Raw genomic sequence first — 13,583 nt, forward strand, 5'->3', positions numbered from 1 at the left:
CCTTTCAAGTCCCATTGCGATTGGCGTTGATGTCACCTGCTGGCAGCAAGCCTTCCATCTCGCGCGATTGCGTTGCAGTTCGCCTTGGTGTCGGCCAAGGTCTCGCTTCCCATGTCCAATTGCGCCTGCATCTGCAGCGCCTGCTGGCACTGCTCATGCGCGATGCCCCGCTCGCCGCGCTGCGTATTTATCCGTGACCTCAGAAGCAGCAATTCGGCCTGGTCCGGGTCCATCGGACCGTAGGATGCGGTGTAGACCTGTTCGACCTCCCGGGTCAGGCCGAGTGCCTTGTCGAACTGTCGATCCAGACCCAGGGTTTCGGCGAGGTAAAAGTTCACATCGGCTACCGCCGGATTGTCGGCGGAATAGACATCGGTGAAGATCTCGCGTGCCTTGCCGAACGCCGTGATCGCTTCGGAGTATTCCTTCCGCGCCGTGTAGATCCTGCCGAGCAGCAGGTAGGCGACGGCGAGGCCGGGATGGTCCGCTTCGAGCACTTTTCGATAGACGCCCAACGCCTTTTCCATGCGCGGGCCGGCGCTTTCCACATCGCCTGCCGAAAGACTTGCGAAGGCCTGATTGTGGAGGGCCTTGGCGGTCCTCACGTCGAACTCTCCATAGGCACGGCTGTAACGCGCGTAGGCCTCGTCATAGAGGGGCATCGCCTCATCATATTGACCCGCCTGGACCAGTGCATAAGCCTGATCCATCAGGGCGCGCCCGATCGGCAACGTATTGTCGCCAGCCAGTTCCTTGAAGGTCGCCACGCTGCTCGCGTAAAGATCGGCGGCGTCATCATAGTCCGCCTTCAGATATGCGATGTTGGCGCGCTGACTGTAGAGAGTCGCTTCGACAACTCCGTCGTTTGTCCCTGCTTCGCGATGTGCCCGATTTGCCCTTGAAACAAGGCTCTCGAGCTCTTCGAGATCGCCGCGCTGCTTGGCCAGTTCCGCCAGCCTGAGCAATGTGCGCGCCCGACCTGAACCGTCATCGGGCTCAAGCTCAAGTGCGCGATTGAGGTCACGCGTGGATTCTTCGTAGAGGCCGAGATTGTAGTAGATATCGCCCGTCGTCCTCAGGAGTGTGGCGGCCACCCTGGGCCGCCCCGCAAACTCGGACATCGCGCGATTGCTGGCCCGGTCGAGAACGGTCAGCGCGGTGATGGTGCGCGGGTTCTCCGTCGCCGGATTGGCAACTTCGAAGGTGCCCGTCAGGAATTCGAGGCTGCTTTCGGCCAGATCGCGCTCCTCGACCGCAATCCGCCTCTGCTCATTGGCATAAATGGCGAGGCCCAGCGTGACGACTGCCACCGCGGTCGAGGCTGCCATGTAGGCGAACATGCGGCGCTGGCGCCGGGCGAGGTCGCGGCGGACGAGCGCGTCCAGCGGCAGGCCGGTTATCCCGGCCAGCACTTTCAGCTTGGCGAGACGCCGCCCGTCCTTGCCAGAACGGATATCGGCTGCGATCGGCTCTGCAGGGGTGTTCGAGATATTCCCTTCGGCATCGAGCTTGAAGCGCAGCGCCGGTGGGAAGCATTCGTCGTCTTTGCCAGAGTATGGTTCGCCAGATGCGATCAACGCAAGGGTTCGGCCCTCGCCATGCGCCTGCTTGTAGAGGCGGATTTCCTCGTTCACCCAGAAGGAATTGGCGGCAGCAGGCGAGCAGACCACTATCTGGAAGCGCGATGCCAAGAGAGCATTGCGCAGATCATCGCCGAGATCGCCGCTGGCGGCCAGTTCATCCCTGTCGCGGAATACGTGAGGGAGCTTTCGGGGGAGCGGACCGTGTGGTGTCTCAGTTCCGATGACCGCCTTAGGGAAGCGATAGGATTCGATCGCCCGGTGCAGCCATTTGGCGATTTCCTCATCGCTATGGCTGTAGCTGATGAATGCGGAAAAGCGTTCCTCGGCAGATGGCTCGTTCCCGCTCATTGCGCGTCGATCGCTATGATGTAAGCGGTTTGGAAGCGATGGCGCGACGGCGGCGAAGTAGGCCGGCGAGCAGGAAGAAGCCCGTCAGGATCATGAGCCAGGCTTCCGGCTCCGGAACGGCAGCGCCAAGATCAGTCGCGGTGAGCGAGAACTTCAGACTGTCGTCGGTGTAGCCCACGAGGTCGAAATTCCCCGACAGCAGATTGGGGGCGTTGTTCGGGCCGGTAAACAGCGTAGGCCCCGCCAGGTCATACTGCGTGCCCAAGATCACCAGGCCGCCATCGCTGTACTCGTAGACGAAACCGATGTCGGCAATCTGGACGACCGAATTCACGGTAACGTTCACACTGCGGAAAATGAAACCGTCTGGCTGGGCATCGAAAACCAGGGCGTCGGTATCGATGGTGAAGCTGATCGTGTCGTTGCCAGTCAACTGGTAGAGGAATTGTGCCGCGTGCGCGGGTGCTGGCAGGGTTGCCACCGAAGCAACCAAGCCTGCTGTCAAGAAACCACGTAGAGATCGCATAGCTTACTTCCCCCTGGGCGACCCACGGATGAATACGACCATGTTTTTGTTATGATTCCAATAACCTTACTGGAATTGTGACAGTTTGGCCAGTTGATTCTCGCAGCCCACTCCAAGCGGCTCCAAAGCGGGTGCCTAAAGGTTAACCGGGCAGGCTGAGCGGACGGGTTTCATACTGCTGCTGCCACTGGTGAATATCTGACAGCATGATCTCACTCAGTCGCCTGAAGCGATCGACCAGCCTCGAATAGCTCAACTGGTCGGCGGCAAGCGATGCACGCAGCTTCGACAGGCGGTTCTCGATCGCCGCGGACCGTTCTGCAGTGGCTGCGAAATCGCCCTGCATGCGGATACCATAAAGCGATGCCGCCAATGCCGGAAAGAGGGCAGTGGCGACCGTCACGATCTGGGTAAGACCGATCCCGTTGAACTCGACATAGAGCGCCGGGAAGACCTTCGCAGTAAGGAAGAAAAGACAAAACAGGATCGTCCCGATGAACAGGAAATCACCCATGCGATGAAGCCGGTGGTTGGCATGCTCCATGATGTGCTTGTTGCGGTGATGGTATCCGATCTGGTCTTCGATCAGGGCGAGCATGGTGTTGCGAACCTTGGCCAGGTAATCCTGATCCAGAGTTCCCGGAGGCAGCTCGAGCTCGCGCGCGGTGGCCCTTGCATACCAGGTTTCCCATCCGGGATGGGTCGTTCCATCCTCAACGTCGCGCAACGACAGTCGGCCCATCGTCGATGAAATGGCGAGCAGTCGCAAGCGCTCGGCCAGATGCCGACGGTCGATCCACAGCTGGTGGTAATTGCGCAGGTTTGCCCGCCGCGTGTTGAGGATGATCGACAGGATGACGAAGAGTTCGGCCAGGATCAGCCCGACCTTCGCGCTCGGCACCAGCAGGCCGGTCAGGGCGAGCATGACTGCCAGGGCCGCGAGGGCAAAATTGGTCACGAAGCTGCTGCGGAACTGCAATGCCGATGCGCTGGCCGCGGCATCGGCTCTCGCGAAGCGGTCTGCCAGCGGACCGGCTAGCCGGCGCCCGAACCTGCCGAGCTCTGCAAAGGGTTCTACCAGAGGCTCGAAATACTGGCGCGACTGGGCCGGGCCGGGAGAGGCGAAGCTGGTCTGCGACCATTTCTTCGCTCCGGTCGCGAGCAAGAGAAACGGCCACTCGATACTCGACTTGCCCGCAAGCGCGACCCCCCTCATGAAATCCTGCAGCGACGTGAATTCGTCTCCTTCAGGTGGTGCGCAAAGTGCGTCGACGAGAGATGGGAGGGCCCCTTTTGCCGGGATCCGCAGCACACCGTCGATCGAAGGGCGGTCGGGCAATTCCTCGTGCAGTCCGCTCCACAAAAGAATTGGCTCGTGCCGACCGTCGGGGTTGATGTGGATCACCGGGATGTGCCGCGACACGGCCTCGGCGACCACCTCCGTCGTCCCGCCTCGCCCCCGGGCAGGCTCGCCGTCCCAGATCGCGATGAGAATGTCCGATTGTGCCAGTACGAGCCTACCGATCGCCTCATAAGCCGCTTCGTCCGAAGGAGCGAAATCGTCGATCGCCAGAGTGCCGTCCGCAGCCTTGGCCAGCGCCTCGGCATTGCGCCATTCCTCTTCCGAAAAATCCTTGCTGTAAGTTTCCGAAGGGAAGGGCAGGCAAGCCGAAAGGGCAATCCCTTCGGCATAGGCTGCTTCGGCGGCGACCGTATCGGCGCCCGAAGCAAGCGCGGTTACCAGCCGCAGCGTTGGCTTCTCCTCTGAGAAAACCTCGGGGAAGCGCTTGTGAATTCCGGTGAGGGCGATCTCCGCGTCGCGAAACAGTTCGGTGCAGGCCTGGCGGGCGATTTCGTGATGGTCGAGGGAAAGGCGTGGGGGGCGATGCCCGGTTACCCCGAAGCGCAGGGCCAGTCGCGGGCGCAGGCTCTCGTCACTAATCAAACTCGCTCTCCCCGAATGGCGCCTTGGCGTGCAAAGCTTGCTAGCGCGCCCTGATATGCCAGAATTTTTCCATGTAGAGATACGTCATGGAGGCGGTCCAGCCGACCATTACAAGTCCGTTGAGCGCCTGGATCCCGCTGATGATCCGCAAGCTGCCTGTTGGGTAGAGATCGCCAATGCCGAGCGTCGTGTAGCTCGTGATCGAGAAATAGAAGGCGTCTTCGAGCCCGTGACCGCGGTCTCCGTCAAGCGTACCATACCCGCCCAGGTTCTCGAGCAGGAGATAGGCATAGGCATAGAGAAGGGTGTGAGCGAGGTGCGAGGCGAGTGCCGCAACCAGTATGACGATAATGCGCAGGCGCGGGTAGATCCTGAGGTGCGTCAGCTTCGAGGAAGTGAAACGCAGCGCCTCGTAATGGATCGCGATGGTGAGAGCTACCAACGCCAAAGAAATCAGGATCGACTGCATTGCGATTGCCCCTTCAATCCACTTCCAGCGACCTTCCCGAGTAAAGCCGTAACGCAAGCCGAGCGCAACAGGGGACTGAAAAAGGAGCAAATATCTCGCTGATCGCGCAGGCGTCTCTGAATTGATTCTTGTGTCACCAGGGCACAGGGAGAGACGCCGTTGGATTTCTTAAGACCTTTTGGTTAAGGCGCTGACAAGGCTTTTGGCCATAGGGATTCGAATTCGGACATGCTGCTTGGCACTCGTGGAAGCGCTTTCGCGCTATCGGTCGCGCTGACTTTGGTCGGCGGGACGGACCTTACTGCGCAGGAAGCGGTGTTGCAGGCCGATTCCGAGCCCACGTTGCCGGATCCCGAAGCACGCCCGCTGGAGATCGATTTCGCAGGCGACCCAGTGCTTTCACTCGCCGACGCGACGGCCGAACCCGAAGCCTTCCGCTCAATCGTAGTGGCATCGCTACAGGAAAGCCCCGTCGAGCGGGAAGCCAGGGCGCTGGAGGATGCGGCAAAGGCGCGTATCGGTGAAGCACGAGGGGGCTATCTGCCCACGATTGATGTCGGCGTATCGGCTTTCAAGACGCTGGAGCGCAATTTCTCCAACGATCCGTTCAACCTGATCGAACGCTCGCGGCCCCGTGAGCGAGTGGATTTCACGTTTACCGTCGCGCAGCCACTGATCGACTTCGGCCAGACCGATGGTCGCGTGGGCTCCGCGATCGCCCGCCTGCGCGCAGCAGGTTTCGAGCGTGAAGCACGCGTGGGCGAAACCGCTGGCGACATGGTCGCCGCCTGGACCCAGGTGTTCGGATACCAAGCTCTCGAGCGACTGATCGAAGGCTTCGTTGCGGGGCAGGACAGCCTCGACGAAGCCATTACGAAGCGCATCGAACGCGGCGTTTCGGCGGATGGTGATCGCGCGCGCGTCGAAAGCATTCGCGCACAGGGGTTGGTGCAGCTTGCCCAGGTTCGCCGACAACTGGCGAGCGCAGAAGCCCGGTTCGAACAGCTGAGCGGATTTGCTCCGCCCGAGCGACTCTTGCGGCCGCCGCTGCTCGATGCCACGCGCTTTACCAAGGAATACGCGGTCTACGTCGCCGAAGCCGCGCCTCAGGTGCAGGGTGCAGAAGCCCTGGCACAGGCGCGTGAGCAGGAAGCTCGCTCTGCCGAAGCCGCGAAGTTCCCGCAACTAAGCGCGCGTCTCGAGAACGGCCGCTACGGCATTTTCGAGAACGGTCGCAACGATTACGACACGCGCGCTACGGTCAATCTCAACTGGCGTATCCTCGGCGGCGGAGTCTGGTCGCGGGCCAGCGCTGCCGAAGCCGAAGCCGAAGCTGCCGAGGCGGTGGCCGACCGCATTCGCGAGGAAGCCCGGCGCGATGCAGCGATCGCCTGGTCCGACGTTCAGGCCATCGAAGAGCAGGTCGAGGCGCTGGAAACGGCCTACAAGGCGGCGCGCCAGTCGCGCGATATCGTAGTCGCGCGGTTCGGGGCCCTGCGCGGGACGCTGTTCGATGTGGCCGATGCGCAGGACGCCTATCTCAACGCCTCGAGCGCTTATATCCGGGCCTTGGTGGAACTGGACCAGGCGCGCTATATCCTGCTGCTTCGAACCGGGCGGCTGCTCAATGTACTCAAGATCGATGATGAAGAGGTGCCGCTGTGAGCGATATGTCGCTCGTGCACATTCCTGAGAAGCGGATTGCGGATTGGCTTGCCGATCCGATCAGACGCAACTGGCGCACATACTCCAAGGTCGCCCTCGCGGCGACGCTGATCAACATTTTCGGGCTCGCCACGGCGCTGTTCACGATGACGGTCTACGACCGCGTGGTTCCAAACTCGGCCTATGGATCGTTGCTGGCATTGTCGATCGGGCTCGGCATCATCCTGATCTTCGACTTCATCCTGAAGTTGCTGCGCGCCTATTTCGTCGACTTCGCAGGGATGCGGATCGATGAAGAGGTGGGCGAGGATGTCTTCGGCCGATTGACGGCCATGCGGCTCGAACTGCGCAAGGGTTCGACCGGCCAGCTGACCGGCATGATGCGCGAGCTCGAGACGATCCGCGATTTCTTCGCCTCGGCAACGCTGGTGGCAGTGGTGGACCTGCCCTTCATCTTCATCACTCTGGCTGTCGTTGCCATGATCGGTGGCTGGGTCGCCTTGGTCCCGGCGGTCATGGTCCCACTAGTTATCCTCGTCGGCCTTGCGGCGCAGCCTGCGCTGCAACGCATCGCCGCCACCACGCTTGGCCAGGGCCTGCTCAAGCAATCGGTGCTGGTCGAGACTGTCGGCAGCATCGAGCATGTGAAGGTGTCCGGGGCGGACCGGATGCTGAAGCGCCGCTGGAAGGAAGCGGTGAAGGAGCATGCGCATAGCAACATGCGCCAGCGCATGATCTCCTCGATCGGCACGACCTTTGCGAGCACGGCGGGCATGATCAGCTATGCCGGTGTGGTCATTGTCGGTGTCTTCATGGTCGCGGACAACACGCTCACGCTGGGCGGACTGATCGCCTGTTCGATCCTCGCCGGTCGAGCAATCGCTCCCCTGGCCCAGATCTCGCAACTGGTCGGCCGCATCACGGCAACGCGGACTGCCTATCGCCATGTCCGACAGCTGATGGAGCAGCCCAAGGAAGGCCCGGAAACAGAGCCGCTGCAAATGGGCGCGACCGACGGCGCCATCGAGCTGCGCGGTGTGACCTTCACATATCCGGGCGGGTCCGCTCCCGCGTTGGACAATGTCAGCTTCACGATCGAGCCGGGCCAGCATGTTGCGCTGCTGGGGCGTGTCGGATCGGGCAAGTCGACCGTCGCACGCATGCTTCTCGGCCTTTATCCTCCGCAGGAGGGTATGGTGCTGGTCGATGGCGTCGATCTGGCCCAGTTCGATCCCTATTCGCTTCGCGCGCAAATCGGATCGGTGCTGCAAGAGCCCGCGCTATTCTCGGGCTCCATTCGCGAGAACATCGTGCTTGAGCGGCCATACATCGACGACGAGGAAATGCTGCGAGCGGCGCGTCTGTCCGGGACCGACCAATTCGTTTCGCGCATCTCCAACGGCTATGACCTAAAGCTCGTCGACCGGGGTGAGGGACTGTCGGGTGGGCAGCGCCAGTCGATCGCAATTGCGCGAGCGCTGGCCGGAAAGCCACCGATCGTGGTCATGGACGAGCCTTCCAGCGCGATGGATGCGCAAACTGAATCGGATCTCATCGGGCGTCTCGAGGGCGAATTGAAGAACCGAACGCTCGTAGTCGTGACGCATCGCCAGCCCTTGTTGAAGCTGGTCGATCGCATCATCATCATGGATCGCGGCCGCATGGTGGCTGATGGCCCGCGCGACAAGATCCTCGAGAAGCTCGCCCAGGGGGGTAAGCAGCCGTGAATACGATGCCCGAAACCATTACCGAAGGCGACATTGTGATCGAGGAGGAGCGCGAGCGCCACCTCGAGGACCTGGTCGACGATATCGAGCCTGGCAAGGCGTCGAAGGTGCTCTTCTGGGGCATCACCCTCTTCTTTGTTCTGTTCGTGATCTGGGCCGCTTTCGCCGAGATCGACCGGACGGTGCGCGGCATGGGGCGGGTCATTTCCAGTAGCGAACTGCAGGTCGTCTCCAGCCTCGAAGGCGGCATTCTCGAAGATATCATGGTCCGGCCGGGCGACGATGTGACGGAGGGCCAGCCCTTGCTGCGGCTTGATCCGACCGAAACGGGGGCCAATCTGGGAAGTACTGCAGCCACGGCGCAGGCGCTCGACATGAAGGTCGCGCGTCTGTCGGCGGAAATCACCGGTCGCGCTCCGGCATATCCTGCGCCGGCTAACGAGGAAGCCGCCCGCCAGCTGGAAATCGAAAAAGCACTCTATGCGTCGCGGCAGGCTGCCTTGCGCAGTGCGCTATCCGCAGTTCAGGCGCAGCTTGAGCGCTCGCGCCAGAGCGTGGTCGAGGCGGAAGCGACCGTGGCGTCGCGACAGAGTTCGCTTACGCGTGCGGAGACCGAATTGTCGGCCGTCCGGCCGCTCGTCGAAAGCGGCATCGAGCCACGCATGACGCTGACCCGCGCCGAAAGCGAGGCAGCCAGCGCTCGAAGCGATCTGGCCGGAGCGCAGGCAGCGCTGGGTCGGGCGCAGGCGCAGATATCCGAAGCGCGCGCAAATCTTGCTCGTACGCGACAGGATTGGCGGGAGCAGGCAGCGAGCGAATTGGCCGCGGCTCAGGCAGATTATGATTCTCGAGCGAGTACGCTTCCCGCGCTTCAGGAACGCATGCAGCGAACAATTCTGCGCGCACCGATCAAGGGCAAGGTAAGCCGGGTCCTGGTCACTACGCGGGGCAGTGCGGTCGGTCCGGGGGAAGCCCTGGTCGAACTGGTCGCGCAGGAAGAAAGCCTGCTGGTCGAGGCGCGCATTTCGCCTCAGGATATCGGCAATGTCCGCATGGGCCAGGAGGCCAAGGTCGGCATCACCGCCTATGACCAGTCCGTATATGGGACACTTTCGGGAACCGTATCGACCATCTCGGCGGATTCGATACAGGACCCGCAATCGGGTGAAATCTATTATCTCGTGCGGGTGACCACACAGGATAATGCGCTTGAGGGGCCCGGTGGGCAGGAGCTTGCAATCGGCCCCGGGATGGTTGCCGATGTCAGCCTCCTGGGCGACAAGCGCACTGTTTTGCAGTATATTCTGACCCCGATCACGCGGTTGAGCGAGACGGCATTCCGCGAGTAGACTGCAGCCCTTCTGGGTGAGTTAATGGCTCGGAAAGCCTTTGTATGTGATGTAGATAGCCACGAAATCCGTCCGCAGACGACGGATTCGTTCGTGCGAGAAATTAAAGAAGGTCGTAAAGATGATCGTCACAGAACAGTGCTGCGCATGCAGTGCATGTAAGTCGGATAGCGGCACCGCCGCGTTTTCGGGCTGGCTGTTTGCCGCCGATGGCGATCACATGTTCGACCTCGACGCTGGAAACTTCGTAGTTGCCATGGCGGGCGATATTCCCGGCAATACGTCGACAAGCGCGACGATCACCGTCGGCCAGAGTGTGGTGGGCGATCTCGAAGTCCTCGGCGACAGTGACTGGTATCGCGTGACGCTGACCGCAGGTGAGACCTATGCCATCTCGCTCGACGGGACAGGCAATTCGCCGGTCGGAGATACCTATCTCCGCATTTACGACGCGAATGGCACGCTGATCGCTGAGAACGACGATGGCGGCGGCGGCCTGGATTCCTTTCTTCGGTTCACTGCCGGATTGACCGGCGATTACTACATCGAGGCAGACTCCTATGCCGGCCAGTCGACCGGCGAGTATACAGTCGGCGTCGTCGTGGCGCCGGCGCTCGAAGTGTTCTCCGTCGACGAAATCGCCGACCAGCTGCTCACCGGCTACTGGGGTGGGACCACGCGTTCCTTCAATGTCGGTGGTGATGGCGCGATCACGGTCAACATTACCGGTTTGCGTGCGAGCGAGATGACGCTGGCCCGCCAGGCGCTCGCCTTGTGGTCCGACGTTACCGGGATCACGTTCACCGAGGTTTCCTCGGGCGCAGAAATCACGTTCACCAACACCGATTCCGGTGCCTATACCTCGTCGTCTTTCTCGGGCAGCACCCTGATCTCATCGACCGTGAATATCGAGACCGACTGGGTCGATACTTACGGCACCACGCTGACCAGCTACAGCTTCCACACCTATGTGCACGAGATCGGGCATGCCCTCGGACTTGGCCATGCTGGCAATTACAACGGCAATGCCGTCTATGCGAACGAAGCTCTCTACCTGAACGACTCTTGGGCCGTTTCGGCGATGAGCTATTTCGACAATTCCGAGAATAGCTACTTCGACCAGCAGGGATTCAGCGACGTTTCGATTACCTCGCCGATGATGGCCGATATCGCGGCAATGATCTCGCTGTACGGCGCATCGACCACCACGCGGACAGGCGACACCGTTTACGGCTTCAACAGCACGTCCAACCGGTCGATCCACGACGCTACGCAGTTCAGCAACACGGCCTATGCCATCGTCGATAGCGGTGGTTTCGACACGCTCGATTATAGCGGCTTTGGCGCCAACCAGCTTATCGACCTCAACCCCGAAAGCTTCATGAATATTGGCGGACTGGTCGGCAACGTCTCGATCGGTCGTGGCACGGTGATCGAAGCGGCTTTCGGCGGTTCCGGTGACGATACGATCATCGGGAATAGCGTGGTCAACGACCTGCGCGGCAACTCCGGGATCGATACCATTAGCGGAGGCGGCGGAAGCGACATTATCCGCGGCGGCGCAGGTGCGGACAAGCTTTACGGCGAAGCCGGCTGGGACACCTTGTATGGCGACGATGGCGCCGACGAGATCTACGGCGGCTTCGGCACCGATATTGTCTATGGCGGCGCCGGTGCCGACCTTCTCTATGGCGAAACCGGCGACGATTACCTGCGCGGCGGATCGGACAGCGACACGATCCACGGCGGCGAAGGTCTCGACCGGCTGTGGGGCGATGCCGGAACCGACACGATCTACGGCGGAGATGGTAACGACATCGTCTACGGCGGTGACGATGTCGATACGATTTCCGGCGATGCCGGCGACGACGAAATCTATGGCGATTTCGGGAGCGACATCATTTCCGGCCAGTCGGGCAACGACGTGCTCTTCGGCGGCGCGGGCTGGGACAAGCTCTATGGCGGCAATGGCGACGACGAACTCTACGCGGCCAACGGCAATGACTATATCAATGGCGGCTTGGGCATCGACACCATCGAAGGCGGCTGGGGCGACGATATCATCGTCCTCGAAATGTTCGGTGATGCCAACATCAGCATCGTCTCCGATTTCGGCTATGGCGACGACATCTTCTGGCTCGACCGGAGCATTGGGTTCGGCGAACTCGCCTGGGGCGATCTCACGGCTGGTGCCTTCAACTTCGGTTCGCAGGCCAGTGAGGCAGATGATCGTATCATCTATCAGTGGTCCACCGGTGATATCTTTTACGACCCCGACGGTCTTGGCGGACAGGATGCCGTGCTGATCGCGCAGGTCGCGGCGCAGACGGCAATCACCCATGCCGACTTCAGGGCCTTCGGTCCTGCCATGCCGCCGCCTGCCGCAGCAGCGCTCGACGTGTTGCCGGGTGCCGACTTCCTGGTCGCCTGATCGGGCTGGGTAGCCTTGAAGGCGATCGCTGCAGGACTGGCCTTGGCATTGTCTGCCTGCGCCTCGGCCCAGGATGGAGGAATCCCGATGCCTAATGACGTCTCCTGCTCCGTTGCCGGTATGAAGCACGCCGGAATGGAAGAGGCCGATCTCTGCGCGCTTTTCGCCGAGCAAGTGCGCGCCGCTGGCCGCGAGGACATTGCATCGCTCGCCATTGAGGCGAGCTCTAACAGATTGGCAGCGGCCAAGGCCTATGATGCCCGGGGTGAGCTCGTTGCCGAACTTGGCTTCTCAATAAGCGACCAGGAACTCTCGCCGACCGCATGGCAGATTTTCGCGCGCGACTTCGCGCGGCACATCTCGCTGCAGCAATAATGCGCGCGTGGCGCCAGCGGCGTCGGATCGTCGGGAAATGGCGGAGACGGAGGGATTCGAACCCTCGATACCCGTTACCAGGTATGGCTCCTTAGCAGGGAGCTGGTTTCAGCCACTCACCCACGTCTCCGCGCGCGTGCCTTACGGCTGCGAGGGGCGCGCTATAGCCAGCACATCGGCACCCTTCAAGGAAGAAATCCGGCCTTCTGCGATTCATTTCCGGCGCGCGTAGCGGGACTCATTTCGGCGCATTTCCGATTCGGTTCATCGCGCTTTCATTGCGGCGCTGGTCAAAGGGGATTCTGATTGCGGTGCAGCGCCTTGCGTGCGCTCCGCCATGCCGGACGAAGGGATCACGATGAACACCGTCACCAAGATTGCCGCCAGCCTGATGGCCGCCTTGTCGCTCGCCGCCACGCCGCTCGCGGCGCAGGTTGAAAGCGTCGATCCCGATGCCGCATGGGAAGCCCCGATCGACGGCGATCTGGAGCAGCCGGCGAGTGAATTGCCGCCCGTCACCGATCAGTCCGGTTCGGGCCAGCCTGCGCCTGTCGACACCGCCGATACTGCGACGAGCTGGGAAGAGCCCGCAGCCACCGACGCGCAGCCCCAATGGTCCGAGCACGATGCCGAAGCGGCCGCTTCCGAGGCTGTCGAAGTGGCACAGACGGACAATCCGGCCACCACCTATCGCGAAGACGACCTGATCGGCGCAGCCGAAGGCGTGTTCGGCAAGGGCGCTGAAGGCGTCGCCAAGATGATCCGCAAGCTGCTCGCCGAGCAGGGTGAACCCAATGGCTATATCGTCGGCCGCGAGGCGGGTGGCGCACTGGTCGTCGGCGCGCGCTACGGTTCGGGAACGCTGTTCCACAAGGTCGAGGGCGAACTGCCGGTCTACTGGACCGGACCATCGGTCGGGTTCGACGCCGGTGCCAATGCCGCCAGTACCTTCGTGCTGGTATACAACCTCTATGACAGCGAAGAGCTTTACGAACGTTTCCCCGCCGCAGAAGGCCAGGCCTATGTCGTGGGCGGACTGCATGCGAGCTACGTACGTCGCGGGGACATTGTCCTGATCCCGATCCGCATGGGTGCTGGCCTGCGGCTTGGCGTGAACGCGGGCTACATGAAGTTCACCAAGAAGCGGAAGTGGCTTCCCTTCTGA

General features: G+C 61.6%; 10 protein-coding genes and 1 tRNA gene. 6 read left to right on the forward strand and 5 right to left on the reverse strand.

Annotation, left to right across the window (positions count from 1 at the left end):
* Positions 1-32 precede the first annotated feature (32 nt).
* The 4 genes from K3146_RS00055 to K3146_RS00070 form a co-directional block, all read right to left on the reverse strand.
* The gene (locus tag K3146_RS00055; protein WP_221544191.1) at positions 33-1,931 is read right to left on the reverse strand and encodes a tetratricopeptide repeat protein; all 1,899 of its coding nucleotides are present in this window, start codon (positions 1,929-1,931) and stop codon (positions 33-35) included.
* 13 nt (positions 1,932-1,944) lie between these two features.
* On the reverse strand, positions 1,945-2,412 hold the full coding sequence (locus tag K3146_RS00060; protein WP_221544192.1) for a PEP-CTERM sorting domain-containing protein: 468 nt from the start codon (positions 2,410-2,412) through the stop codon (positions 1,945-1,947).
* Between the two features lie 187 nt (positions 2,413-2,599).
* Positions 2,600-4,402 carry a hypothetical protein gene (locus K3146_RS00065; RefSeq protein ID WP_221544193.1) on the reverse strand — a complete coding sequence of 601 codons (1,803 nt, stop codon included), beginning with the start codon at positions 4,400-4,402 and terminating at the stop codon, positions 2,600-2,602.
* Positions 4,403-4,442: 40 nt separating this feature from the next.
* Positions 4,443-4,871 (reverse strand): potassium channel family protein, encoded by a 429-nt coding sequence (locus tag K3146_RS00070; RefSeq protein ID WP_221544194.1) that lies wholly within the window; start codon positions 4,869-4,871, stop codon positions 4,443-4,445.
* 228 nt (positions 4,872-5,099) lie between these two features.
* Here K3146_RS00070 and K3146_RS00075 point away from each other — a divergent pair, with 228 nt between their 5' ends.
* The 5 genes from K3146_RS00075 to K3146_RS00095 all read left to right on the forward strand — a co-directional run bounded on the left by K3146_RS00075 (position 5,100) and on the right by K3146_RS00095 (position 12,418).
* Positions 5,100-6,536: a TolC family protein gene (locus K3146_RS00075; RefSeq protein ID WP_221544195.1), complete on the forward strand. Its 1,437-nt coding sequence runs from the start codon at positions 5,100-5,102 to the stop codon at positions 6,534-6,536.
* A gap of 5 nt (positions 6,537-6,541) precedes the next feature.
* A complete protein-coding gene (locus tag K3146_RS00080; RefSeq protein ID WP_221545167.1) occupies positions 6,542-8,263 on the forward strand; it encodes a type I secretion system permease/ATPase in 1,722 nt (573 codons plus the stop codon).
* 5 nt (positions 8,264-8,268) lie between these two features.
* The gene (locus tag K3146_RS00085) at positions 8,269-9,612 is read left to right on the forward strand and encodes an HlyD family type I secretion periplasmic adaptor subunit (protein ID WP_247711014.1); all 1,344 of its coding nucleotides are present in this window, start codon (positions 8,269-8,271) and stop codon (positions 9,610-9,612) included.
* Positions 9,613-9,733: 121 nt separating this feature from the next.
* On the forward strand, positions 9,734-12,043 hold the full coding sequence (locus K3146_RS00090) for a M10 family metallopeptidase C-terminal domain-containing protein (RefSeq protein WP_221544197.1): 2,310 nt from the start codon (positions 9,734-9,736) through the stop codon (positions 12,041-12,043).
* Between the two features lie 87 nt (positions 12,044-12,130).
* Positions 12,131-12,418, forward strand: a complete 288-nt coding sequence (locus K3146_RS00095) for a hypothetical protein (protein WP_221544198.1) — start codon at positions 12,131-12,133, stop codon at positions 12,416-12,418.
* 38 nt (positions 12,419-12,456) lie between these two features.
* Here the strand turns inward: K3146_RS00095 and K3146_RS00100 are convergent.
* A tRNA-Ser gene (locus K3146_RS00100) sits at positions 12,457-12,548 on the reverse strand.
* Positions 12,549-12,776: 228 nt separating this feature from the next.
* Between K3146_RS00100 and K3146_RS00105 the strand changes: the two genes are divergently transcribed.
* Entirely contained in the window at positions 12,777-13,583 is an 807-nt protein-coding gene (locus tag K3146_RS00105; RefSeq protein WP_247710964.1) for a DUF1134 domain-containing protein, read from the forward strand.

Origin of the sequence: Qipengyuania vesicularis (assembly GCF_019711415.1) — a bacterium.
Classification (GTDB): domain Bacteria; phylum Pseudomonadota; class Alphaproteobacteria; order Sphingomonadales; family Sphingomonadaceae; genus Qipengyuania; species Qipengyuania vesicularis.

What these genes read in the sequence shown, in the direction of transcription:
- K3146_RS00055 (WP_221544191.1), bottom strand. Translation starts at nt 1,931, where the DNA reads ATGAGCGGGAACGAGCCATCTGCCGAGGAACGCTTTTCCGCATTCATC.
- K3146_RS00070 (WP_221544194.1), bottom strand. Translation starts at nt 4,871, where the DNA reads ATGCAGTCGATCCTGATTTCTTTGGCGTTGGTAGCTCTCACCATCGCG.
- K3146_RS00075 (WP_221544195.1), top strand. Translation starts at nt 5,100, where the DNA reads ATGCTGCTTGGCACTCGTGGAAGCGCTTTCGCGCTATCGGTCGCGCTG.
- K3146_RS00080 (WP_221545167.1), top strand. Translation starts at nt 6,542, where the DNA reads ATGTCGCTCGTGCACATTCCTGAGAAGCGGATTGCGGATTGGCTTGCC.
- K3146_RS00085 (WP_247711014.1), top strand. Translation starts at nt 8,269, where the DNA reads ATGCCCGAAACCATTACCGAAGGCGACATTGTGATCGAGGAGGAGCGC.
- K3146_RS00090 (WP_221544197.1), top strand. Translation starts at nt 9,734, where the DNA reads ATGATCGTCACAGAACAGTGCTGCGCATGCAGTGCATGTAAGTCGGAT.
- K3146_RS00095 (WP_221544198.1), top strand. Translation starts at nt 12,131, where the DNA reads ATGCCTAATGACGTCTCCTGCTCCGTTGCCGGTATGAAGCACGCCGGA.
- K3146_RS00105 (WP_247710964.1), top strand. Translation starts at nt 12,777, where the DNA reads ATGAACACCGTCACCAAGATTGCCGCCAGCCTGATGGCCGCCTTGTCG.